The 24497-nt window shown below is 36.4% G+C and carries 23 protein-coding genes; 17 read left to right on the top strand and 6 right to left on the bottom strand.

The genetic code is table 11. The annotated features are described in order from the left end of the window. The first annotated feature begins 57 nt into the window (after window positions 1-57). The 15 genes from KDE13_RS02360 to KDE13_RS02290 all read left to right on the top strand — a co-directional run bounded on the left by KDE13_RS02360 (window position 58) and on the right by KDE13_RS02290 (window position 15857). A complete protein-coding gene (locus KDE13_RS02360) occupies window positions 58-2148 on the top strand; it encodes an STT3 domain-containing protein (protein ID WP_420838374.1) in 2091 nt (696 codons plus the stop codon). 47 nt (window positions 2149-2195) lie between these two features. Further along, a complete protein-coding gene (locus KDE13_RS02355) occupies window positions 2196-3308 on the top strand; it encodes a glycosyltransferase family 4 protein (protein ID WP_212142739.1) in 1113 nt (370 codons plus the stop codon). Next, on the top strand, window positions 3301-3906 hold the full coding sequence (locus KDE13_RS02350) for a sugar transferase (RefSeq protein WP_212140009.1): 606 nt from the start codon (window positions 3301-3303) through the stop codon (window positions 3904-3906). Before KDE13_RS02355 ends, KDE13_RS02350 begins: the two co-directional genes overlap by 8 nt. Next, complete coding sequence (locus tag KDE13_RS02345; RefSeq protein ID WP_212140010.1) at window positions 3893-4477, top strand: acetyltransferase; 585 nt, start codon at window positions 3893-3895, stop codon at window positions 4475-4477. The genes KDE13_RS02350 and KDE13_RS02345 overlap by 14 nt, the downstream gene beginning before the upstream one ends. A gap of 41 nt (window positions 4478-4518) precedes the next feature. Then, entirely contained in the window at window positions 4519-5610 is a 1092-nt protein-coding gene (gene pglE / locus KDE13_RS02340; RefSeq protein ID WP_212142738.1) for a UDP-N-acetylbacillosamine transaminase, read from the top strand. Then, window positions 5611-7395, top strand: a complete 1785-nt coding sequence (gene pglF, locus KDE13_RS02335) for a UDP-N-acetylglucosamine 4,6-dehydratase (configuration-retaining) (RefSeq protein ID WP_212142737.1) — start codon at window positions 5611-5613, stop codon at window positions 7393-7395. 2 nt (window positions 7396-7397) lie between these two features. Beyond that, window positions 7398-8294, top strand: coding sequence for a PDC sensor domain-containing protein (locus KDE13_RS02330; protein ID WP_212140013.1), 897 nt, complete (start codon window positions 7398-7400; stop codon window positions 8292-8294). Further along, on the top strand, window positions 8291-8902 hold the full coding sequence (gene hisH / locus KDE13_RS02325) for an imidazole glycerol phosphate synthase subunit HisH (RefSeq protein WP_212140014.1): 612 nt from the start codon (window positions 8291-8293) through the stop codon (window positions 8900-8902). The genes KDE13_RS02330 and hisH overlap by 4 nt, the downstream gene beginning before the upstream one ends. Further along, on the top strand, window positions 8902-9612 hold the full coding sequence (gene hisA, locus KDE13_RS02320) for a 1-(5-phosphoribosyl)-5-[(5-phosphoribosylamino)methylideneamino]imidazole-4-carboxamide isomerase (RefSeq protein WP_212142736.1): 711 nt from the start codon (window positions 8902-8904) through the stop codon (window positions 9610-9612). Before hisH ends, hisA begins: the two co-directional genes overlap by 1 nt. Window positions 9613-9680: 68 nt before the next feature. Beyond that, a complete protein-coding gene (locus KDE13_RS02315) occupies window positions 9681-10046 on the top strand; it encodes a chemotaxis response regulator CheY (protein ID WP_212140016.1) in 366 nt (121 codons plus the stop codon). Then, window positions 10046-10870 (top strand): 50S ribosomal protein L11 methyltransferase, encoded by an 825-nt coding sequence (locus KDE13_RS02310; RefSeq protein ID WP_212140017.1) that lies wholly within the window; start codon window positions 10046-10048, stop codon window positions 10868-10870. Before KDE13_RS02315 ends, KDE13_RS02310 begins: the two co-directional genes overlap by 1 nt. A gap of 12 nt (window positions 10871-10882) precedes the next feature. Next, on the top strand, window positions 10883-12802 hold the full coding sequence (gene ftsH / locus KDE13_RS02305; protein ID WP_212141613.1) for an ATP-dependent zinc metalloprotease FtsH: 1920 nt from the start codon (window positions 10883-10885) through the stop codon (window positions 12800-12802). A 2-nt stretch (window positions 12803-12804) separates the two neighbouring features. Next, a complete protein-coding gene (locus tag KDE13_RS02300) occupies window positions 12805-13419 on the top strand; it encodes a phosphatidylserine decarboxylase (RefSeq protein ID WP_212142735.1) in 615 nt (204 codons plus the stop codon). Window positions 13420-13422: 3 nt separating this feature from the next. Then, complete coding sequence (gene pssA / locus KDE13_RS02295) at window positions 13423-14196, top strand: CDP-diacylglycerol--serine O-phosphatidyltransferase (protein ID WP_212140020.1); 774 nt, start codon at window positions 13423-13425, stop codon at window positions 14194-14196. 143 nt (window positions 14197-14339) lie between these two features. After that, complete coding sequence (locus KDE13_RS02290; RefSeq protein ID WP_212140021.1) at window positions 14340-15857, top strand: 2-isopropylmalate synthase; 1518 nt, start codon at window positions 14340-14342, stop codon at window positions 15855-15857. Here KDE13_RS02290 and KDE13_RS02285 read toward each other — a convergent pair. Genes KDE13_RS02285 through der form a run of 6 tightly spaced genes read right to left on the bottom strand, consistent with a single transcriptional unit; the run spans window position 15854 to window position 22678 of the window. Further along, a complete protein-coding gene (locus KDE13_RS02285) occupies window positions 15854-18217 on the bottom strand; it encodes a tetratricopeptide repeat protein (protein ID WP_212142734.1) in 2364 nt (787 codons plus the stop codon). The genes KDE13_RS02290 and KDE13_RS02285 overlap by 4 nt on opposite strands. Next, window positions 18217-19461 carry a serine--tRNA ligase gene (gene serS / locus KDE13_RS02280; protein WP_212140023.1) on the bottom strand — a complete coding sequence of 415 codons (1245 nt, stop codon included), beginning with the start codon at window positions 19459-19461 and terminating at the stop codon, window positions 18217-18219. Before serS ends, KDE13_RS02285 begins: the two co-directional genes overlap by 1 nt. A gap of 15 nt (window positions 19462-19476) precedes the next feature. After that, window positions 19477-20442 (bottom strand): tryptophan--tRNA ligase, encoded by a 966-nt coding sequence (gene trpS / locus KDE13_RS02275; protein WP_212140024.1) that lies wholly within the window; start codon window positions 20440-20442, stop codon window positions 19477-19479. Then, entirely contained in the window at window positions 20408-20785 is a 378-nt protein-coding gene (locus tag KDE13_RS02270; RefSeq protein ID WP_229204329.1) for a DMT family transporter, read from the bottom strand. The genes trpS and KDE13_RS02270 overlap by 35 nt, the downstream gene beginning before the upstream one ends. Further along, window positions 20782-21312, bottom strand: coding sequence for a shikimate kinase (locus tag KDE13_RS02265; protein WP_212141619.1), 531 nt, complete (start codon window positions 21310-21312; stop codon window positions 20782-20784). Before KDE13_RS02265 ends, KDE13_RS02270 begins: the two co-directional genes overlap by 4 nt. Then, the gene (gene der, locus KDE13_RS02260; RefSeq protein ID WP_212142733.1) at window positions 21296-22678 is read right to left on the bottom strand and encodes a ribosome biogenesis GTPase Der; all 1383 of its coding nucleotides are present in this window, start codon (window positions 22676-22678) and stop codon (window positions 21296-21298) included. Before der ends, KDE13_RS02265 begins: the two co-directional genes overlap by 17 nt. A gap of 113 nt (window positions 22679-22791) precedes the next feature. Between der and KDE13_RS02255 the strand changes: the two genes are divergently transcribed. Both KDE13_RS02255 and kdsA read left to right on the top strand, forming a co-directional pair. After that, complete coding sequence (locus tag KDE13_RS02255; protein ID WP_212140026.1) at window positions 22792-23682, top strand: DMT family transporter; 891 nt, start codon at window positions 22792-22794, stop codon at window positions 23680-23682. Continuing rightward, the gene (gene kdsA / locus KDE13_RS02250) at window positions 23682-24485 is read left to right on the top strand and encodes a 3-deoxy-8-phosphooctulonate synthase (RefSeq protein WP_212141620.1); all 804 of its coding nucleotides are present in this window, start codon (window positions 23682-23684) and stop codon (window positions 24483-24485) included. The genes KDE13_RS02255 and kdsA overlap by 1 nt, the downstream gene beginning before the upstream one ends. Window positions 24486-24497: the final 12 nt, after the last annotated feature.

The raw sequence follows: 24497 nt of genomic DNA, 5'->3' as shown, positions 1-24497 counted from the left end.
AAACTAAATCAACAGAGTAATGAAAACATCATAAACGCCTTAAATCGATCTAAAAACGTGCAAAATGAGAGTGTAAAACTATTTTTTATCATCGCTTTTGCCTTTATTTTTAGCGTTTTGGCACGGCTTTATTGGGTAGCGTGGGCTAGTGGCTATGAGCCATTTTTTTGGAATAACGAGCTTATGATAAGTACAAATGACGGTTATGCCTTTGCTGAGGGTGCTAGGGACATACTCGCTGGTTTTCATCAGCCAAATGACCTTAGCTATGTGGATTACCCACTTGCAAAGCTCACAGCGTGGATAGTAAGGCTTTTTGGCGTTAGTATTGAGTCTGCGATGCTTTATATGAGCGTGTTTTTTAGCTCACTTGTAGTTGTCGGTGTAGCTTTAATAGCAAATGAATACAAGTCTTATAAAGTAGGGTTTGTTGCGGCACTTTTAGCCACTGTGGCAAATAGCTATTATAACCGTACGATGGCAGGGTATTATGATACTGATATGCTTATCATCCCGCTTAGTGTCTTTGTGCTTTGGGGTTTGGTGCGTATGTGTGAACGTAAAAGAGTGAGCGACATTTTAATTGCTCCATTTTTTACACTCATTTATATGTGGTGGTATGCTAGTGCCTTTTCTCTTCTTAGTGTTACGATTGTATTGTTTTTGTTATATACGATTATATTTGAACGTAAAGAATTACTATTTTATGCACAGATAGCGTTAATGATATTAGCGATTACAAATTTAAATTTTTATCTTAAATTTGGACTAATTTTGGTGATTTATATCGCTATTTTATACCAAAAAGAGAGACTTGGTTTTAAGTTTATATTTGCGATTTTAGTATTAGTTTTTGCTATTTTTACTATTTGTGGTGGATTAAATCCAATAATATTTCAGCTTAAATTTTATGTATTTCGCTCGGTTGCTGAGAGTAGCGATTTAGCATTTCATTATTTTAATGTCAATCAAACCATACAAGAATCAGGCATTGTTGATCTCGTGCTATTTTGTGAACGTATAAGCGGACATGTGGTTACATTTGCTCTTTCATTATTTGGCGTCGTGCTATTTTGCTTTCACCACCGCTCATTTATTATCACACTTGGTATGGTTGCACTTGGATTTTTAGCACTTAAAAGTGGACTTAGATTTACTATTTATGCTGTGCCTATAATGGCTCTTGGCTTTGGGTATTTTGCTGTTTGGATTTTAAATTTATTTAAGTTAAACGGTGCGATATTTATCGTCGGATACGCTATGATGATACTTTGTGCATTACTACCGGTGGCAAGTCATATCTATCATTACAAGGCATCTCCGGTTTTTATGCGAAGCGAAGTTGAAATTTTAGACAAATTTAAAGACTTGGCTAAACGCGAAGATTATGCTCTTGCATGGTGGGATTATGGTTATCCGATTAGATATTATAGCGATGTAAAGACGCTCATAGACGGTGGAAAACACCTTGGGAAGGATAACTTTGCCGTTAGTTTTGCGCTTGGGGCTGATCAGATAAGCTCGGCAAATATGGCACGACTTGAGGTTGAATACACTGAGCGAAATTTCAAAGAGAGATTTGGTGCTAATTTAAATAAGATGATGAGTGAGACAAATAGCACTGATGTAAATGCATTTTTACACTCTTTGGGTGATATCGGATTTACGCCACCTCCAAAAACTCGTGAAATTTATTACTATTTACCAGAGCGAATGCTAAACATATTTCCTACTATTTTGCAGTTTAGTAGGCTTGATTTAAATACTGGCAAAGAGCGTGATGATGGGCTGTTTTTTATATCTTCTGCACGTTTGCAAGACGATAAAGGCGTGAGTTTAAGTAATGGGTTTATCATATCAAATGATCTAAGTACATTAAGCTATAATGGCACACAGATGAGCCTAAATAGCTTTTTTGAGACTGAAACGGACGCAAAGGGCAACTTAAATGTGAGAGAGTATAAAAACGATGAAAGCTCTAAATTTTATGGTGTGTTTATGCGTGATAGTGGGCGGTTTTTGATAATGGATGAGAGTATATTTTATAGTGTTTATATACAGCTTTTCGTGCTTGAGCGGTATGATGAACGACTATTTGAACCTGTAGTGCTTGATAGTGTGGCAAAAATTTATAAATTAAAAAGGTAGCATATGACACAAGTTGATTTAAATTTAAATTTTAAAAGGCAAGAGCAATGGCACGCATAGGATTTTTATCTCACTCAGATACGAGTTTACACCTTTTTCGTAGACCTATAATGCAAGCTTTAAAGGACGCAGGACACGAAGTCTTTGCTATCGCTCCAAAGGGCGATTATACTGATGAGGTTGCTGCTGATTTTCACTTAGTGGCTTATGAACTTGATAGAGTAAGCTTAAACCCACTCAAAGTCATTACAGATACAAACTTACTAGCTCAAACGCTTGAAATTTTAAATCTAGATCTGCTCCAGACATCAGCCCATAAGTCAAATGTATTTGGCACATTTGCTGCCAAAAAAGCAGGAATAAAGCACGTTATAAATTTAGTTGAAGGTCTTGGCAGCTTTTATATAGATAATGACCTTAAAACACGTTTGGTTCGCTACGCGATTGAACGACTTTATAAAATGAGCTTGAAGCGATCTGATGGTTGTGTATTTGTCAATGATGCCGATCCTGAATATTTTTTATCACATAAATTGATAAAAGAAGATAAAATTTATAAGATAAAAAGTGTTGGTGTCGATACTCATAAATTTGATCCAAACGTTATTAATGCTACTAAAATAAGCGATAAAAAGATTGTGCTTATGATAGCACGTGCTATTTGGCACAAGGGTGTGCGTGAGTTTTATAAGGCAGCAGAGATCTTAAAAGATCGCAATGACTGTGAGTTTGTATATGTGGGTGGTCTTGATGATAATAAATCAGCTGCGAATTTAGAGTTTTTACAAAGTGGAAATGTCCGATATTTAGGTCCTCGTAATGATATAGCTGAGCTTTTAAAGGCTTGTTATGTGTTTGTTTTACCAAGTTATAAAGAGGGCTTTCCACGCACGATCTTAGAGGCGATGAGTATGGGTAAAGCCGTTGTTACTACTGATGTGCAGGGTTGTAATGAAGCTGTATCAGCATGCGTAAATGGACTTTTATGTCGTGTGGCAGATGGGGCAAATTTAGCCGAAAAGATAGAATGTTTGCTTGATGATGAGCCTCTTTGCGTTAGATTAGGACAAAATGGTAGAGATATGGCAGTAAAAGAATTTGATGAGAGAGATATAGCACAAAAATATATAGAAATTTATAGGAAATTTATAGATGTATAGGGCATTTTTTAAGCGATTTTTAGACGTTGTCGGGGCGATTTTTTTACTTATTTTAACTGCACCTTTTATCGTTATAACGGCGATTTTGATATATTTTAAAGTCAGTCGTGATGTTATTTTTACTCAAAATAGACCTGGATTAAACGAAAAAATATTTGTAATCTATAAATTTAAAACGATGAGTGATGAGTGTGGTGCAGACGGAGAGCTCTTAAGTGATGAACTTCGCCTTAATAAATTTGGTCGCTTTATCCGCTCACTTAGTCTTGATGAGTTACCACAGTTATTTAATGTGTTAAAGGGAGATATGAGCTTCATCGGACCTCGCCCATTGCTTGTAGAATACCTACCTCTTTATAATGATACACAAAAGCACCGCCATGACGTGCGTCCAGGCATCACAGGACTTGCTCAGGTAAATGGCAGAAATGCCATAAGCTGGGAGCAAAAATTTGCCTATGATATTGAGTATGTGCAAAATGTAAGCTTTAAAATGGATGTTAAAATTGCTATCTTAACCATTCAAAAGGTACTAAAGCAAAGTGGTATTAGCAAAGATGGTATGGCTACGACGGAGAAATTTAATGGTTCAAACTAAGCGTATATACATATATGGAGCTAGTGGTCATGGGCTGGTTGTAGCTGATATCGCAAGGGCATGTGGATACGATGAGATTGTATTTTTAGATGATGCCAAGAAGATAAAATTTAAACCAAATTTACCAAAAGCTGACATCATTATCGCAGTTGGAGCAAACACTACACGTGAAATTTTAGCTAAAAAGGTGGTTGCGAGTGGGTTTAACCTAGTTAGCTTAATGCACCCAAGTGCAGTCATAAGCCAAAGTGCAGTTATAGAGCGTGGTGTGGTTGTCATGCCAAATGCCGTTATAAATGCAAAAGCATTGATAAAACAAGGTGCGATAATCAACTCAGCAGCTATAATAGAGCATGAATGTCTCATCGGTGAATTTGCTCACATAAGCCCAAATGCCACACTTGCTGGAGCAGTTAAGGTAGGGGATTTTACGCATATTGGTATCGGTGCTTGTATTATTCAAAATATAAGTATCGGAAACAGTTGCGTAATAGGTGCTGGAAGTGTAGTCGTGCGAGATATACCAAATAATTCAAAGGCTTACGGCGTTCCAGCTAGACTTAAAGTATAAAATTTATAAAAAGTGATATAATAGCTTTAAAAGGATATAACGTGGATAGAGTTTTTTTATCTCCACCAAATATGAGCGGACGCGAGCAAGAATACATCGCAGAGGTATTTAAAAGTAACTACATTGCTCCGCTTGGTGAGTATGTAAATAAATTTGAAAAGAGTATTAAGGATTATATAGGTGCAAATGATGCACTCGCACTTAGCTCTGGCACAGCTGGACTTCATCTAGCTTTGCGAGTTTTAGGCGTAAGACAGGGCGATTTTGTTCTAGCTTCTAGCTTTACTTTTGCTGCCTCGGTTAATCCAATAATGTATGAAAAGGCGACTCCGGTTTTTATAGACTGTGATGAGAGTTGGAATCTAAGCCCAGAGCTACTTAAAAAGGCAATTATAAATTTACCAAAAAAGCCAAAAGCTCTTGTAGTAACGCATCTTTACGGGCAAGCATCAAAGATGAAAGAAATTTGTGAAATTTGTAAAAATGAAAACATCGCTTTGGTTGAAGATGCAGCTGAGGCACTTGGTGGATTTTACTGTGGCAAGGCACTTGGGACATTTGGAGAGCTTGGTATTTATAGTTTTAATGGCAACAAAATCATCACAACATCAGGTGGCGGAATGCTCGTTGGAGATGAGAGTTTGGTAAGTAAAGCTAGGTATTACAGTACTCAAGCACGTGAACCACTACTTCATTACGAACATAAAGACTATGGCTATAACTACCGCCTTAGCAACGTGCTTGGAGCTATTGGTGTAGCACAGATGCAAGTGCTTGAAAATAGAGTGGCGGCTAAAAGAAAAGTATTTGAAATTTATAAAAATGGGCTATCAAATTTAATGGAGTTTATGCCTGAGCTTGAAAATTCGCGTGGCAACAGATGGCTTACAACTGGTGTGTTTGCTAAACAAAATTTGCATTTAAAAGTCATTGACGCATTGGCTAAAGAAAATATAGAGAGCCGTCCGCTTTGGAAACCTATGCACCTTCAACCTATATTCAAAGATGCTCTTAAATTTGTTGATGGCACTAGTGAAGAGCTGTTTAATCGTGGCATCTGTCTGCCAAGTGGAAGTGATATGAGTGAAGAGACGCAGCAACGAGTGATTGAGATCGTGAAGGAAAATTTATAGATGTTTAAAGCAACAAAACTAAAACGACTTATATTTTTTATGATTGCTGATTTGGTGGTATTTATCACATCGATCTATATTGCTTATCTTTTACGATTTAATGGTAATATCCCTGAAATTTTTTATAGCGGTTTATTTGTTACTATGGTGCTTTTAGCATTTTTTAAGCTATTTTTTATGTGGTTATTTAAAATTTATAAAGTACCGTGGCGATTTTTCGGACTTAACGAGGCACGTAAAATTTTCTTAGCACATATATGTGCGGCGACTATTTTTTGGCTAGTTTTCTTTATATTTTCAGGTTTTTTTGAGCCATACCCTATCAGTGTCATACAGATAGATCTGCTCATATCTTGCCTGCTTATAGGCTTTTTGCGTATCTCAAAGCGTATGTTTCTCGACTTTTCAACAAAGCCACATAAGGGTGAGCCTTGTATAGTTTTTGGTGCGACTACAAAGGCGATACATGTATTAAATGGGCTAAGACAGGGTTATTTGGACTATTATGCGGTTGGTGTAGTTGATGGTAGGAGCGATCTTGTTGGCACGTATTGTGATGGGCATTTGGTGCAAGATAAGCGTGAGATACCAAATTTGATTAAGGATTATAATGTTAAAACCGCTATCATAGCACTCGCACTCACACAAGATGAATTACAAGTAGTTTTTGATGAACTCACAGGATATGGCATACGCGATGTCAAGCTATTTTCTTTGGTAGAAAATGAACCGATAAAGGATATTTCTATTGAAGATTTATTGGCTAGAAAACCAAAAGACTTAAATCCTGAGATTATATCTAAATTTTTAAAAGATAAAGTTGTATTAGTTACCGGAGCTGGCGGTAGTATAGGTAGTGAGATTGTAAAACAGTGTTTGAAATTTGGTGTAAAGCAGCTCATAATGGTCGATCATAGTGAGTATAATCTTTATAAAATAGGTGAAGACACACACGATGAACGAACGATTAGTAAGCTTGTAAATATTGTGCATTTAGATGAACTTGAGAAAATTTTTATTGAGTTTAGTTCACAAATCGTCATTCATGTAGCCGCTTATAAGCATGTTCCACTTTGCGAGCTTAATCCACATTCAGCAGTTGAAAACAATATACTCGGCACTAAAAATGTAATAGACTTATCTAAAAAATATGGTGTAAAAAAGGTCGTTGTCATCTCATCTGATAAAGCTGTGCGTCCGACAAATATCATGGGAACTACAAAACGCGTCTGTGAGCTTTACGCACTAAACTCAAACGAGCAAGGTGTTTGTGAGATAGTTTGCGTTCGCTTTGGTAATGTGCTTGGCTCAAGCGGTTCAGTTATACCAAAATTTAAGGCTCAGATCGCAGCAAACAAGCCACTAACCGTAACACACCCAGAGATCACACGCTATTTTATGCTAACATCTGAAGCGTGCCAGTTGGTACTTCAAGCTGCTTCTATAGCTGATGGTGGCGAACTTTTCGTACTTGATATGGGTGAGCCAATAAAGATAGTCGATTTGGCTAAAAAGATGTTGTTATTGTCTAAAAAAGAGCATTTAGGTATCGAGTTTGTTGGACTTAGGACTGGTGAGAAGCTTTATGAGGAGCTTTTGATAAATGAAAATGACGCACAGACAAAATTTGAAAGTATATTTGTAACAAGATCTGAGCCATATGATTTAACACTTTTAAACGAGCAGATAGAACAAATTTTAAAGCTACAAGATGATGAGAGTATCGTAAACGCACTCAAACAGATAGTGCCTGAGTTTAACCATGCACTAAATTTGAAAGGATAAATTTGGTTATAAAAGAGATTCAACGTTTTAGCGAGATACGTTACAAAGCACGTGCATATCTTAGTTATATTTTTAATAGAAATATCCCAAATCACCTACCTGGCGTGTCACTTGATGCCATACTTATAGGATTTGATAAGATAGGGCATGAGATAGAGAACTTTGACGCATTTTATGTGCTTGATGCAAATGGAGTGCAGCTAAAAGATACGATAAGTCTTAACCCAGACTATATAACTGGCATGGGTGAAAATCGCTCAAATAAGGCGTATTACTACCGAGCGGTGCGTGAGAGACGATGTGTGCTAACTGATCCATATCCATCATCGTTAAATGGAGAGCTTTGCGTTACTGCTAGTATGCCGATTTATGATGATAAAAATGAACTTAAATTTATAGTTTGCATTGATGTTAGCCTTTCAAATATCTTAAATATAGTTAATCCAGGTAGAATAGAAAACTACTTTGGCAAGTTTTTACGCACGGTGTATTCGCTATTTTGTATGGCACTTTTTATGATATGTATATTTTTATTTTACCATGCTACACAGAGTTTTTTATCAAAAAATATAGAACATATCAATATAGAAGAAATTTTTGAATCAACTATTATTCTTACTCTTGCACTAGCAATTTTTGATTTGGTTAAGATGATATTTGAAGCAGAAGTGCTAGGTAAAAACCACGATGATAATGTGATGATATATAAAACTATGGTGCGATTTATCGGTTCTATAATAATTGCACTTGCGATTGAAGCACTTATGCTTGTCTTTAAATTTGCTATCACCGCTCCTGAAAATATCATAAATGCGATCTATCTAATCTGTGGCGTTGCTTTACTAATGATCTCGCTTAGTGTGTATCTGTTTAGTGTGAAAAAGCAGGATAGTAGATGATAGGTATTGTTGATTATGGAGCTGGTAATATCAGAAGCGTGATAAACGCATTTGAACTTTTAGGCTCAAAGTGTGAGCTAGTGAATGAGCCTGAGAGGCTTATTAAATATGATAGGGTAATTTTGCCCGGCGTTGGGGCGTTTGGTGAAGCAATGACTAAGCTAAGGGCTACAAATTTAGATGATGCGATAAGTGAGTTTGTCAAAAGCGGAAGACCATTTTTAGGAATTTGTCTTGGTATGCAGCTGCTTTTTGAAACAAGTGATGAGTTTGGTAAAAACGATGGACTTGGGCTAATTGAAGGTAGAGTGGTTAAATTTGATATATCCAAATTCAACTCGCCACTTAAGATACCACATGTTGGCTGGAATACTATGAAATTTATAAAACAAACTCCAATCAATACAGGGCTAAAAGATGATGAATATCTTTACTTTGTACACAGCTATCACGCCATTTGTGATGATAAATTTGTGTTAGCAAAGAGTGAATACGGCTATGAGTTTGTAAGTGCGGTGGTGTATGAAAATGTTTATGGTTTTCAGCCACATCCAGAGAAAAGCCACAATGTTGGACTAAAAATACTATCGAATTTTAAGGAGCTTTAATGGAAATTTTTCCAGCTATTGATCTAAAAGATGGTAAGGTTGTAAGGCTTAGCAAAGGTCTTATGGATAGTGCAAAGATTTATAATAACTCACCAAGCGATCAGGCTAAAATTTTTCAAGATTTTGGTGCAAAGTGGCTTCATGTTGTTGATCTAGATGGAGCATTTGTCGGAGAGATGATAAATTTTAACACTATAGAAAAGATAATTCGCTCTACAAATTTAAAAGTCCAAGTTGGTGGTGGTATACGCGATAAAGAGCGTATCAAATGTTACTTAGATCTTGGTGTGGAGCGTGTGATACTAGGCTCAATTGCTTTAAATGATCCAGAATTTGTCCTAAAAATGGCTAAAACATATCCTATTGTAGTTGGGATAGACGCTAAAGACGGCTTTGTCGCGACACAAGGCTGGGCTAAGGTGTCGCAGATGAGAGCGACTGAGTTGGCGACTAAATTTGCAGATGCTGGAGTAAGAGCTATCATCTGCACTGATATAAATAAAGATGGTATGCTAGGCGGTGTAAATTTAGACTTTACGCTTGATATGGCACGCGCAAGTGGCATAGATACGATAGCTAGTGGTGGTGTTAAAGATATGAGTGATATAGAGCAACTCATTAAAAATAGCGAGATAGCTGGAGTGATCGTTGGAAAGGCATATTATGAGGGCTTGATAGATCTAAAAGAGGCGTTTAGAAAAGTTTTATAATTTTTAAAGCTTTGATAAATATAAATTTTGATAAAATAGATGCATTTCTACTAAAAAAAGGATATTATGTGAAGATTTTAGTTGTAGATGATAGCTCGACAATGAGAAGAATTATAAAAAATACTCTACAAAGACTAGGTCATCAAGATATTTTAGAAGCAGAGCATGGGCTTGAAGCTTGGAATATAATGAGTGTAAACGAGGGCATTGATGTGCTTATAACTGATTGGAATATGCCTGAGATGAATGGTCTTGAGCTAGTCAAAAAGGTTCGTGCAGATGCAAAATATGTAGATATGCCTATTATAATGGTAACAACTGAAGGTGGCAAAGCTGAAGTTATCACAGCATTAAAAGCTGGTGTAAATAACTATATAGTTAAGCCTTTTACTCCACAAGTTTTAAAAGAGAAGCTCGAAGACGTTCTTAGTTGATGAGAGATAAATTTTATGAGCTAAGCATTTGCTCGGTACATTTTTATGATGAGATTTTAGAGCTTTTGTTCTCGTTTGGCGTTATCTGTGTTGAGGAGTTAGGCGGTGCTATCATCGTGCGTGACGAAGATGATTTAAGTGAGCTTTCGTGGGGCATTAATGAGTATGTATCACGTCTTAGCACAATGGCAAATAAGCCAAATGATCTGCAAATAAATTTAGAAATAAAACAAAATCGCGACTGGATAAATGAGTATAAAAAGGCGGTAAAGCCTATACTTATAGATAGAATTTATATTCATCCAAGCTGGGAAGAACCTAAAAGTGGTGTTACAAATATCATTATCGATCCAGCTTTGGCATTTGGCTCAGGTCATCATGAAAGCACAAATTCTTGCGTGTCATTTTTACAAAAGTATGCTAAAGATGGAGCAAGAGCCCTTGATGTAGGTTGTGGTAGTGGCATACTAAGCATAGTTTTAGCCAAACTCGGTTGCGTTGTAGATGCGTGTGATACAGACGAACAAGCTGTTGATAGCTCAATATCAAATGCAAATTTAAATAATGTAAAATTTAATAAAATTTGGACTGGCTCAGTTACAGATATGAGCGAAAAATATGACATAGTCGTAGCAAATATCATCGCAGATGTTATCTTTATGCTCTCTAAAGAGTTAAAATCGTCATTAAAGGATGGAGCATATCTAATTCTTAGTGGAATTTTAAACATATATAAAGAGCGTATAAAGCAGACATTTAATGAGCTTGAGCTAGTTGAAATGAGACAGCTAAACGACTGGTTGAGCTTTGTCTTTAAAAAATAATCAAGGAAACAGATGAATAATAATCAACAAAACAACAGTAATAATAACAATGGGTTTTTTAATAAAAATCCTATATTAATATTTGCTATTTTTGCTATCATTATCGTCCTGGCGTTTAGGAGTTTTACTGGTGATAGTATGACAGCTATGAATATAGGTCAGTCGCAAAGTAAAGTCATATCATATTCTGATTTTAAGAATATGGTAAAGGCAAAACAAGTATCTGAAGTCGCCATATCTGACAATACTATAAAGGCTGCTGGAATAGATAAAAACATATATGTAATAAGGCGTGTGAGCGATCATACTCTCATACCTCTTTTAGAGCAAAACGGTATAGAATATAGTGCATATAGCGATACAAACTGGTTTAGCGAGTTGCTATTTTCATGGGTGCTTCCAGTGTTTATATTTTTTGGAATTTGGATGTTGCTTGCAAGTAGGATGCAGCGAAATATGGGTAGTGGCATCCTAGGCATAGGAAGTGCTAAAAAACTTATAAATTCTGAAAAACCAAATGTAAAATTTGATAATGTAGCAGGTGTAGAAGAGGCAAAAGAAGAGGTTCAAGAGATAGTTGATTATCTCAAAAGTCCAGATAAATACCTAAATTTGGGTGCAAAAATTCCTAAAGGAATTTTACTTGTCGGACCTCCAGGCACTGGTAAAACGTTACTTGCACGTGCAGTTGCTGGTGAGGCTGATGTGCCATTTTTTTCAATGTCTGCATCTAGTTTTATAGAGATGTTTGTGGGTGTTGGTGCAAGCCGTGTTAGAGATCTGTTTGAAAATGCAAAAAAAGAAGCTCCTGCGATTGTCTTTATAGATGAGATAGACGCGATAGGCAAGAGTCGTAATAGCGGACCAATGGGCGGAAACGATGAACGTGAACAAACTCTAAATCAGCTACTTTCAGAGATGGATGGCTTTGATGCGGATAAGTCACCAGTTATCGTCATCGCTGCAACAAATCGTCCTGAAATTTTAGACGCCGCACTTTTACGACCAGGTCGTTTTGATAGGCAAGTGCTTGTGGATAAGCCTGATTTTAAGGGACGTTGCGATATATTAAAAGTTCATATGAAAGATGTAAAAATTTCAAAAGATGTTGATCTTGAAGAGATAGGGCGACTTACTACTGGCTTAGCTGGTGCAGATCTTGAAAATATCATAAATGAAGCAGCTCTTTTGGCTGGTCGTAAGTCAAAACCAGTAGTAGAACAAGCTGATTTAGTTGAGGCCGTCGAGCGTTCTATAGCTGGTCTTGAGAAGAAATCTCGTCGTGTAAATCCAAAAGAGAAACGAATAGTAACATATCACGAATGCGGACATGCTCTTATAGCTGAGGTCACAAAGGGTGCAAAACGTGTTACAAAAGTTTCTATAGTTCCGCGTGGTTTGGCAGCTTTGGGTTATACGTTAAATACACCTGAGGAGAATAAATTTTTAATGCAAAAACATGAGCTTATTGCAGAGGTCGATGTATTGCTAGGTGGTCGTGCAGCAGAAGAAGTCTTTATAAAAGAAATTTCAACTGGTGCTAGCAATGATCTTGAACGTGCAACTGATATCATAAAAGCTATGATAAGTATGTATGGCATGAGTGATGTAGCCGGTCTAATGGTACTTGAAAAACAGAGAAATACTTTTTTAAATGGCGGACAAACGATAAAAGATTATAGTGACAAGATGGCTGAAAAGGTAGATGAGTTTGTTAAAAATATGCTTGAGAAGCGTTATAACGCCGTGATAGATACACTTAAAACATATAATGGTGCGATAGAAAATATGGTATCGGCACTTTATGAAGAGGAGACAATCGAAGGCGAAAGAGTTCGTGCTATCATTAAATCTTATGAAGATGAAAACAGTCTTGAAAGTCGCCTAAATGTTTATGAAGATGACGAAACTCAAACAAAAAAAGAGGTGTAAAGATGGGATATGTCGCAAAGTCAAGTTATAAATTTATCGCTTTTTTTACTATTTTGTTTATTGTTGCGTTATTATTTGATATTGCAGTGATATTTTTTGCAGTTATACTTGTCTTTGTAATATACTTTTTTAGAGATCCTGAAAGAGAGCCTTATACGGATGATAAATTGGCTATTTTGGCGCCTATTGATGGTAGAGTTAAAGAGATCTCAACGACTAAATTTGAAGATAAGGAGTTTAGTAAAGTTGTGATAGAAAAGTCATTTTTCGGTGTTGGCTCACTTCGTGCTCCGTGCGATATGAACGTGAGCGAGATACGTCAAAGGCACGGACTTTTCTTATGTAATCATATGAAAATTTCAAACGCTATGAATGAACGCGTCCTTTATGTATGCCAAAATGATACAAATGAATTTATGATACGCATTATCGCAGGAGCTTTGACTCGTAGCATTTATATTAAAAATGTACAAAGCTTAAAGGCTTCTAGAAAATTTGGTTTTTTAAGTAGCGGTGTCGTGGTTATGCTTTTGCCAAAAGATACTAAAATTTGTGTAAGTGTTGGCGAGAGTGTATGTTCGGCTGGACTTTTGGGATATTTTAATAAAAGAGATTAGAAAATGAATAATTTACAAAAACCGCAACTTATGTATATATTACCAAATTTATTTACCGCCGCGAGTGCATTTTTAGGCATTGTAAGTATTATTTCTGCTATTCAAGGTTATTGCTTTGATATCCAAGATGAGCATTTAAAAGCTCAAGGTTATTACTCGCGAGCCATCATATATATCGTGCTTTCGCTTATATTAGATGGGCTTGATGGACGTGTGGCACGACTTACTAAGACGACTAGTAAATTTGGTATAGAATTTGATAGTCTTGCTGATATAATAGCATTTGGCGTTGCTCCTACAATTTTATTTTATCTTGTTATAGGCAATCAGTTTGGGCGATTTGGAGCATTGATCTCAGCGATGTTTGCAGTATTTGGTGCGATTAGGTTGGCTAGATTTAATGTTACAACAGGCACATATGAGCCAAACGTATTTATTGGACTTCCAATACCAACAGCTGCGATCGTGAGTGTGCTTTGGGTTGGCGTGTATTTAGATTATGATATTTTTCGTGGTTTTGAGTGGTTTTATATATTGCTTCACGCTGTTCTTGCTGTATTAATGGTGAGTAATATCCGCTATCCTAGCTTTAAAAAGATAGATCTTAAACAATCTCACGTTATGCGAATTCTTATAATACTTGTGGTGGCGTTTTCTATGCTATATCTTTATCCATTTGAAAGTGCAACAATTGTAATAAGCATTTACGTTTTATATGGTATAATCAGGGCATTAATGATGTTTAGTAAAAATTTAAAGAAAAAGGAGAGTGAATGAGCGAGGTCGGAGTCATCAAATCACGTAAAATTTTACCAAAAATCGAAATCAGAAACTCTCTACTGCTACTTTTAGTAGCATAAAATTACTCTTAACCCAACCAACTTTTCACTATAAAATTATAAATTTAAAAAGGATAAATAATGGATAATAATAAAATAATAATATTTGATACAACTTTAAGAGATGGAGAGCAAAGCCCTGGAGCATCCATGAATACAGCTGAAAAGTTACAGATAGCACTTCAGCTTGAACGTCTTGGAGTTGATGTTATGGAGGCTGGATTTGCGGCAGCTAGTCCTGGTGACTTTGACGCAGTTAATCAAATCGCAAAACAGGCATCAAATATAGTTGTTTGCTCGCTTGCACGTGCAGTTGAACGCGATATAAAAGTAGCCGGAGAGGCACTGTCTCCCGCAAAACACCGTCGTATACATACATTTATTGCAACTAGTCCGATACATATGGAGTATAAGCTAAAAATGACACCAGACGAGGTGATCCGTCGTGCTGTCGAAGCGGTCAAATATGCAAAAACATTTGGCGAAGATGTGGAATTTAGCTGTGAAGATGCGGGTCGTAGCGAGATAAACTTTTTAAAAGAGATATGTGCGGCAGTCATAGAAGCTGGAGTTAATACAATAAATTTACCAGATACAGTGGGCTATCGTTTACCAACAGAGCTTAGTGCGATGATAAGCGAGATGGCTAAATTTATAGATGGACGAGCAGTTATCTCAGTGCATAATCATAACGATCTTGGCTTGGCTACGGCAAATTCGTTATCTTGTATAGTTGCAGGGGCTCGTCAAGTTGAATGTACTATAAATGGCATCGGTGAACGTGCTGGCAATGCTGCACTTGAAGAGATTGTGATGGCTATAAAAACTCGTGCCGATGTGTTTGCACCGCTTTATACAGGCATAATCACGAAAGAAATTTATCCGACTTCACGTTTAATCGCTAGTATAACAGGTATAGAGCCACAACCAAATAAAGCTATAGTCGGCAAAAATGCTTTTGCACATGAGAGTGGCATACACCAAGATGGTGTATTAAAGCACAAAGAGACTTATGAGATTATATCGGCTGAAAGTATAGGACTTGAAAAAAACTCTTTAGTTCTTGGCAAACATAGTGGTCGCCACGCATTTAAGGATAAGCTAAACTCACTTGGGTTTAACCTCGATAATGACGCGATCAATATGGCATTTGATAAATTTAAAGATCTTGCTGATAAGAAAAAAGAGATCTTTGATGATGATTTGCGTGCGTTAGTTGCTGAAGAGATCACGAAAATCCCACAAATTTATGAGATAGTTAGACTTCTTCAAAGTAGCTGTAACGATGCGTTAGCTAGTGCATCTATCAGTATAAAACATAATGATGAGATCACGAGCGATTCTGCACTTGGAAATGGCACTGTCGATGCTATATTTAAAGTTATTGATCGTATAAGTGGTATAAGTGGCATACTTAAAGGCTATCAAGTAACAGCAGTTTCACAGGGCAAAGACGCATTGGCTAAAGTTGATGTTAAGGTTGAATTTGATGGACATAATGCTGTTATGGGGCACGGACTTGATATAGATACGATGATGGCAAGTGCGAAAGCTTATATCGGTGCTTTGAATAGCTATCTAAAGATCAAACAAATTTAAAATTTTATCTTGGCTTCATTGTCGATCATAAAATCATAAAATTCGTTTTTATGATCGATATTTCCGATCTTATTATATTGTATCATCGCGGCTTCGATATTGTTGATTTGTTGATACATATAGCCAAGTGCTATACGGTTTTCGATTGCACTTGGATCTGTTAGTCTTGTAAGCTCTAGTAAGGCGATCGCATTTTGTACCTGGTTTGCTCCAGTGGCAGCAACAGATGCTAAAAATAATGTGTTTGCATCATCTGATTTAAACTCGTCTATTAGCCTGTTGTATCTTGCGAAACTACTCTTAAAATCGTTTGTAAAAATTTCTATATATGCCAAAGTCTGGATTATATTTTGATTGGCAGGTGCATTTTTTAGAGCTTGTCGTAGCTTATCACGTTCGCGATTTATCAGCCCTGAAATTTGCAAGAGTTTGATATATTGCTTGCGTATTATACTTGCTCCGTGATAAAATGCATCAACGTCAAGATCTCTATTTTTAAAATAAATTTGCACCTGTTTTGCATACTCTTTTATATTCGTTGTTTCATTCTGTGCGATAAAATTTAATATATTTACTATGATGTCATTTGGTAAAATTTGCATTAGCTTGTTTGTTTTTTTGTTCATTATCGCATTTTGTGAGAGCATTTTAGCGATTATAGTGTCAAATGCAATATTTAGTATATTCTCCTCTTTTGGCTCTTCAAGCCATCGCATAAGGGCACTTTGGTTTTCATTGATTAAATTTAAAAGAGCATTATAAATATTTATTTGGTCTAAACTTTTATCATTTTCAAGGTTTGTGCTTATCTCTTCTATGAGTTTTTGATCAAGTGTTTGTGTTATATCTGCACTTATTGCACCAAAAATTCCAGCCAAATGGTTATTTGGGTCAAGATGATAACTAGCGATAAAATGCTTTGATGCAAGGCTAAAGTTGCCTAATTGTGCGTAGCTAAGAGCTAGATTATACTGAAGTATCGAGTGTTGTGGATGAGCTTTAGCAAGTGCAGCAAAGTCGCGATTAGCCTCTTTTAACTCGTAGTTTAAGGCTTTTGCGATAGCCGTGCTAAGCTCTATATTTACCTTTGAGATAGCCGAACTTTTTGCTAGATACTCATTTGCAGAATTAGTATCATCTAAAAATACATTTACGCCACCTTTTCTAATGTACTCCATACTTTGCTTTACATCAAAAACTTTGTAAGGCGAGAAGTAAAATAGAGTCTCATAGCGTCTAGTTTTATTAAAAAACATATCATCTTTAAAGTGTATTTGAGCTAAATTTACATCAAAAAGTTCAGGATTTAACACCGTTTTTATCTTATAAATTTGACTTGGTTTAAGCGGATCTTGTTTATAAACATCATTTATAAAACTAGCCGCATCTTTGTAATAGCCAGTTTTTAGATCTATTAAGGCAGCTATCATTTTTATAAGATCTGGATTTGTTGTGTTTTTACTCGCTCGTGCTAGATAATCACGTGCTTTATCATATTTTGCAATATTTGCATAAAGTTGAGCTAGGGTAATGTCGGCATTAAATTCTTTTTGATTTTCTAGTTTTGCTATCGCAGCATCATTGTTGCCTAAAACTGCTAAAATTTTTGCACTCAAATAGTCATATTTATCCTTATAATTTTGCATATTTGGGTGCGAAAGTGAGTGTAGAGCCTCGTAATAATTACCTTTGTAATAATTAATTACTGCGTGATAATAACTATAAAGTGGTGAATTAAGCTCGTTTTGCAAAAATGAATTTGCTAAATTTATGTAGTAGCTAAAATTTTTAGTATTATTTAATTCGAGCGAACAAACAGCTGCGTTTATTGCACTTACAGCGGTATTGTCTTGATCGCTTATGGCTTTGGTAAATGATATAATTGCCTCTTCACACTTATCTTGCTTCATTTGCGATACACCTAGATTGTAATTTGAAAGAGATTGGTTATAAGTAGCGATATTTTCATAAATTTTTAACGCTTCAAATTTATTGCCACGCTCGTAGAGTTGATTTGCCTTATTTATCATATCATCGATCTTTGATGCACCAAAACTTTGCGTTTGGTAGTTTTGCTCGATTTTTTGAGCTAATTCTTCTGTGTCTATTGTATCTTTTTTATCATCTTTTAGTAAAATTATCAGTATGATAAGCAAGATGATAACCGTAGCTGTCCCAATGATAAAAATAAGCTTTTTGTTGCTTTTTTTTACCTCTATGGGTTCAGGTATAATCTCTTGTTCGATATCTTCTTCATTTTCTTGGATACTTTCAATAGAGATCAGTTCTTCGGCATTTTCGATATCTTCCCCACTCTCTTCACTAGGTGGTTTAAGGATTAATACCTCTTCATCAGCCACTACATATACCTTTTAAGCACTTGTGGAATTTCTATTTGACCATCGGCATTTTGGTAGTTTTCCATTATTGCTATTAGTGTCCTGCCTACCGCTAAGCTAGAGCCATTTAACGTATGTACAAGTGAATTTTTCTTGCCATCTTTGTAGCGAATTTTAGCTCGTCTAGCCTGAAAATCACGCGTATTTGAAACCGAGCTTATCTCCCGATATTTGTTTTGTGATGGTAGCCAAACTTCAAGATCAATAGTCTTTGCCGCACTAAATCCAAGATCGCCACTGCAAAGTAGCATATGGCGGTGCGGTAGTCCAAGTGATGTGAGTAGATCGCTAGCACACGTAACCATCTCATCTAAAATTTGCTCACTTTGCTCAGGCCTTGTGATGCTTACAAGCTCCACCTTCTCAAACTGATGTTGGCGGATCATACCACGTGTATCACGTCCAGCCGAACCAGCCTCTTGTCTAAAACAAGCCGAATAGCAAGTCATCTTTATCGGTAAACTCTCGCCATCAATGATCTCGTTGTTATATATATTTGTTACTGGCACTTCGCTCGTTGGTATCAGATAGAGATCCTCATCTTTTACTTTATATAAATCATCTTCAAATTTTGGTAACTGTCCAGTGCCATAAAGTGTATTTGAGCTTACTAAAAATGGTACATTTACTAGTTCAAAACCACGTGAGCTATTAAAATCTATCATATAATTAACCAATGCTCTTGATAACCTTGCACCCACTCCACGTAGTATGGTAAAACGTGAGCCTGAAATTTTAGCCCCACGCTCAAAGTCAAGCCATCCAAGACTCTCGCCAAGCTCATAGTGTGGCTTTGGCTCGAAGTCAAATTTGCGTGGTGTAAGCACCGTTTTAACGCAGACATTATCATCTTCGTTCTCTCCAGCTGGCACGTCATCATCAGTGATATTTGGTACAGATGATGCAATCTCATCAAGCCTGATTTCAAGCTCACGCACTCTTTCTTGTTGTAAACTCATCGCATCTTTGTTTTTGCTAAGTTCGTCTTTTAGTTCTGTTACGTCTGCACCACTTCTAGCTAATACTCCAAGCTCTTTGCTCTTTGAATTTTGCACAGCTTGGTAATTTTCTAAGCTTTGACGTTCGCTTCTAAGTTTGGCAAACGTATCAAGAAGATTTTTAAGCGTCTCTTCACTTACTTTTTTGCCACGAAGTTTGGCTACAAACTCATCATAATTTGTCTCAAGAAGTTTTAAATTTATCATATTTTTTCCTTAAATCTATCTATAAATTCCAGTTGCGTTTCGCACCTTTTCTATCAAAGGAAGTGCAACTTTACGGGCTTTTGCTGCACCATCACTTAAAATTTGTTCCACTTTATCTGTATGGCTTATATAATACGCAAATTTCTCACGTGCAGAGGCAAAATACTCCCAAACAAGCTCATTTAGATACATCTTAAAGTGTCCGTGCCCCTCTCCGCCACGCTCATATCGTTGTTGTAGTGCTATTTGCTCATCAGTGTCTAAAAACAGTCGTGCAATGTTATAGACATTATCATCTTGCCATCGCTTTGGTTCTTCAACTGCGATCGGCTCAGTAACGATTGAGTTTATCTGCTTTTTAAGCGTCTTAGCATCGGCAAATATATCTATTGTATTACCATAACTTTTACTCATCTTAGCCCCATCTGTTCCGGGTACGGTCGCGACATTTTCATCTACTCGGTGCGTTGGTATAGTTAAAATCTCTCCGTGTTCGTTATTAAATTTTATCGCTATATCACGTGCGATCTCAACATGCTGAATCTGATCCTTACCTACTGGTACAATCTCTGAGCTATAAAGCAATATATCTGCTGCCATAAGCACAGGATAGCTAAAAAGTCCGTGCTGAGTGCTAAAACCTTTGGCAATCTTGTCTTTATAGCTGTGAGCACGTTCTAGCAGCCCCATCGGCGTGTATTGGCTTAGCACCCAGTAAAGCTCAAGTACCTCCTTAACATCACTTTGCACCCAAAATACGCTTTTATCTGGATCAATACCTAGCGATAAAAATGCAGCTGCTGCTTCAAGCGTGTTTTGTCTAAGCATTTTAGCATCACTTACTGATGTCATCGCATGATAGTTTGCGATAAATATAAACATCTCGCTGTTTTCTTGTGCCTTAACCATTTGTTTGATAGAGGCGAAATAATTTCCCAAATGTAGTTTACCAGAGGGTTGAAGTCCTGTTAATACTCTCAAATTTTGTCCTTATAAATTTAATGTCCTGCACCAAAAAGTTACAAATAACAACTCCAATGACAATTAGTGCTATACCAAGTAGTGTTATTATAGATACTTTTTCGTGAAAGATAAAAAAAGAAAGCATAGTCGCAAGGATGATACCTAGCCCACCCCAAGTTGCGTAAGCTATACTTAATTTTATGCTTTTTAATGATAGTGCAAGAAAATAAAAACAAAATCCATATGCCAAAAGTGTTGCAAACGAATAATTTAGCTTTGTAAAGCCATCTGAGAGTTTTAAAAAATTTGTCCCAGCCAACTCAAAAACGATAGCTAATCCTAAGAATAAATAACCTATCAATTTTTATCCTTTGCAAGTCTTTCTTTGATCTCTTTTACGATCTGCTTTGGTGTTTTGTTTTCTACATTTATGATGATATCTGCTTTTTTAGTATAAATTTTTTCTCTATTTTTATGTATCTCTCTTGCTCTGTTTAGATCACGTAAAAGAGGTCGCTTGGCAAATTTTTTATCACTATTTGGGCTATTTTTTAAACGCTGAATGATAGCATCAAAGCTTGATTTTAGATAAATGATAGTGCCAATTTTGTTTAAGTATTTGACATTTGCAAAGCCACCGCCTGTTGATATAACGGCATTTTTAACATTAGTGGCTAGAAATTTAGCCAGTTTTTTCTCTAAATTTCTAAAATGTTCTTCACCTTCAGCCTCAAATATATCAACTATCTTTTTATTTTGAGAGCTTTCTAACATATCATCACAATCAAGAAAAAATTTATCCAAATTTTTACTCAAAAGCCGTCCTATAGTGCCTTTGCCAACACCCATAAATCCTATAAAAACTATATTATCATTCTTTATCGTCATCATTTTCTCCACGTTTTTTAGGGATTAACACGAGTGGGACGCCACTTAGCTCAAATTTCTCACGTATTTTGTTGCTTAGATAGCGTTTGTAGCTAAAATGCAATGCTCTTGGGCGGTTCATTATCAGAGCTATTTTTGGCGGTGCGGATGCAAACTGCACAGCGTAGTAAATTTTTACACTTTTGCCCTTTTCGTGTGGGAGTGGATGTGCCTTAGTCGCTTCCAAGATTAGCTCATTTAGTTTTGAAGTTTGCATTTTTTGAATAAAGTTTTTATAAACTTCAAGTATTAGATCATAAAGCTTATGCACACGTTTACCTCCGAGTGCTGAGACACTAATGATCGGTGCGTAAGCTAGAAATTTAAAGCGGTCTTTTATCTCTTTGCAAAGCTTGTCAAACTCTATCTCACTCTTATCCCATTTATTTAGTACTATGATAATTCCTAGGTTAAATTTGCTTGCAACCCCAGCTATTCTCTCATCTAGCTCAGTTAGTGGCTCAGAGCTATCAAGCACGAGCAAAGCTATGTCTGTAGTCTCTAAAATTTTCTCAGTGCGGTTAAGTGCGTAACGTTCTATGCCATCTATCTTGCCACGTTTGCGGATACCTGCGGTATCAACAAACTCATATATTCGCCCATTATGTTCATAAATTTCATTCACCGGGTCTATCGTAGTTCCAGCGATGTCGCTCACAACGGCACGAGAGTCTTTTACAAGTGCGTTTAGTAAGCTACTTTTACCGACATTTACACGTCCAACGATACCTATGCGTATATTTTTATTTTCATAATTTTCTGAGTCGTCAAATTCGCCGTCATCGTTAAAGCTTTCTAAAAAATCATCAAAGTCTTCACTTTCATCATGCTTTATTACGTCTGTTTTTAGCTGTTTAAATATCCATTCGCTAAGCTCATCAATGCCTGTATTATGACTAACTGAGATGTTAAATATAAGCTTTGTGCCAAAGCTTACAAACTCCCATGCACGCTGCTCATCCTTTTTGCTATCTATTTTGTTTACAACTAAGGCAATTGGCTTTTTAAGCTTACTAAGCTCGTAAAATAGGGCTTTATCTTCATCATCTGGTAGCATTTTACCATCAACTAAATAGATGATAGAATCTGAGTTTTTAGCCTCGGCTAATGTTTTAAGCTTTACATTGCGAAATAACTCCGAGCTATCATCAAGCCCGCCACTATCTATGAGAATGCATTCTTTGCCTTCAATGTCAATCACGGCTTTATTTGTATCTCTTGTAGTGCCACTTACGTCGCTTGTGATAGCGATACGTTGCTTTGCTAGGCGGTTAAAAAGAGAGCTTTTGCCAACATTTGGTTTTCCAACTAATATAATCTTTTGCAAATTTATTCCTTTATTGTTGCATATTATACAAAAAATGGCTTATTTTATTAATAAATTTAAACATTTTAAGGCTAAATTTACTAAAATAAGACTTTAAAATTTAAAGGTTTGCTGTGCCAAATAGATTTATAGTGCGTCATCTTGGGATTTATTATATGCTTCTTGCTTGTGTTATGTTTGCTGCCACTGGGGCATTTGCAAAGTATTTAAGCAAGGATTTGCCTTCAATTGAGATTGTATTTTTTAGAAATTTGATAGGCTTTGCCATAATTATTTATTCAATTTATAAATATCCATTCCATCAAAAAGGCGGGCATCTTTTTTTACTTATGTTTCGTGGATTTGTCGGCACAATAGCACTTTTTGCTTTTTTTTATAATATTGCAAATATCAACTTAGCCGCTGCTTTTACATTTTCAAAAACAAGCCCTATCTTTGTCGCACTCATTGCTGCTTTTTGGTTTAAAGAGCGACTTAGTTCAAAAGGGTGGTTTGCGGTATTTGTAGGATTTGGCGGTATTTTGCTAATAATTCAGCCAAACTTAGGTATCTCAAAGACCGATATCATCGGCATTTGGAGTGGTCTTGGAGCAGCACTTGCATACACTAGTGTGCGTGAACTAAATAAAAGCTACGACACAAAGACAATAGTGCTTAGCTTTATGGCGTGGGGAACAGCTCTACCGCTTGTTTTTATGAGTATGGCTGAGTTTATGAGTTATGAGCCACTTGATTTTTTAATATCAAAATTTGTTATGCCAAATTTACATAATGCGATCTTTATACTTTTAGTAGGTATAACGGGGCTTTATTTTCAAATCTTTATGACAAAGGCTTACGCAGCATCCAAAAAGGCTGGAACGGTCGCTGTTGTGAGCTACGCTGATGTTATATTTACTATATTTATTGGCTATTTTATGGGCGATGGGCTACCAAATTTATTGGCATTTTTTGGTATAATGCTCGTTATTATAAGCGGAATTTTAGTAGTAAAGGAAAAATAGTGATACTGATCGCAGGACCTTGTGTTATAGAGAGTGAAGAGCTAGTTTTTGCAGTTGCAGAAAGACTCGTTAAATTTAATGAAGATAAAAGAATTGATTTTTATTTTAAGTCAAGTTTTGATAAGGCAAATCGCACGAGCATTAGCTCATTTCGTGGGCCAGGGCTTGAAAAAGGATGTGAGATTTTAGCTCACGTGAAGGAGAAATTTGGTTTTAAAATTTTAACTGACATTCACGAGAGCTATCAAGCAGCCCCAGTCGCAAAAGTCGCCGATGTGTTGCAAATTCCAGCATTTTTGTGTCGTCAAACCGATCTGCTAGTCGCAGCAGCAAAGACAGATGCTGTAGTAAATATAAAAAAAGGGCAGTTTCTGGCACCAAGTGCGATGAAACATAGTGTTAAAAAGGTGCTTGAGACTCGTTGTGTGAGTGGTGATGGATATGCAGTAGCAAAGCAAAATGGTGTTTGGCTAACTGAACGTGGTAGCACATTTGGATATGGGAATTTAGTCGTGGATATGCGAAATTTAGTACTTATGCATGAATACGCACCAGTTGTTTTTGACGCTACTCATAGTGTTCAAATGCCTTCAGCTCTTGGAGAGAAGAGTGGTGGAGATGCTCGTTTTGTACCTTATCTTGCACGTGCAGCAGCAGCTGTTGGCGTAGATGGATTTTTCTATGAGACACATATAAACCCTTGTGAAGCACTCTGTGATGGGCCAAATATGCTAAATTTAGATGAATTAGAGCAAAATGTAAATGAAATTTTTGCTATAAAAGAGGCTTTAAATTTAAAATAAAAAGGAGAAAGA

The sequence above is a fragment of the Campylobacter anatolicus genome, assembly GCF_018145655.1.
In the GTDB taxonomy this organism is placed as follows: domain Bacteria; phylum Campylobacterota; class Campylobacteria; order Campylobacterales; family Campylobacteraceae; genus Campylobacter_A; species Campylobacter_A anatolicus.
This window is presented reverse-complemented; position numbering and strand designations above follow the sequence as displayed.

Excerpts from the sequence above, each read along its gene's own strand:
- KDE13_RS02345 (WP_212140010.1), top strand. The coding sequence starts at position 3,893 with ATGGTTCAAACTAAGCGTATATACATATATGGAGCTAGTGGTCATGGG.
- KDE13_RS02355 (WP_212142739.1), top strand. The coding sequence starts at position 2,196 with ATGGCACGCATAGGATTTTTATCTCACTCAGATACGAGTTTACACCTT.
- ftsH (WP_212141613.1), top strand. The coding sequence starts at position 10,883 with ATGAATAATAATCAACAAAACAACAGTAATAATAACAATGGGTTTTTT.
- KDE13_RS02350 (WP_212140009.1), top strand. The coding sequence starts at position 3,301 with ATGTATAGGGCATTTTTTAAGCGATTTTTAGACGTTGTCGGGGCGATT.
- hisH (WP_212140014.1), top strand. The coding sequence starts at position 8,291 with ATGATAGGTATTGTTGATTATGGAGCTGGTAATATCAGAAGCGTGATA.
- pglF (WP_212142737.1), top strand. The coding sequence starts at position 5,611 with ATGTTTAAAGCAACAAAACTAAAACGACTTATATTTTTTATGATTGCT.
- pssA (WP_212140020.1), top strand. The coding sequence starts at position 13,423 with ATGAATAATTTACAAAAACCGCAACTTATGTATATATTACCAAATTTA.
- KDE13_RS02290 (WP_212140021.1), top strand. The coding sequence starts at position 14,340 with ATGGATAATAATAAAATAATAATATTTGATACAACTTTAAGAGATGGA.
- KDE13_RS02265 (WP_212141619.1), bottom strand. The coding sequence starts at position 21,312 with ATGACGATAAAGAATGATAATATAGTTTTTATAGGATTTATGGGTGTT.
- serS (WP_212140023.1), bottom strand. The coding sequence starts at position 19,461 with ATGATAAATTTAAAACTTCTTGAGACAAATTATGATGAGTTTGTAGCC.
- KDE13_RS02300 (WP_212142735.1), top strand. The coding sequence starts at position 12,805 with ATGGGATATGTCGCAAAGTCAAGTTATAAATTTATCGCTTTTTTTACT.
- hisA (WP_212142736.1), top strand. The coding sequence starts at position 8,902 with ATGGAAATTTTTCCAGCTATTGATCTAAAAGATGGTAAGGTTGTAAGG.
- KDE13_RS02310 (WP_212140017.1), top strand. The coding sequence starts at position 10,046 with ATGAGAGATAAATTTTATGAGCTAAGCATTTGCTCGGTACATTTTTAT.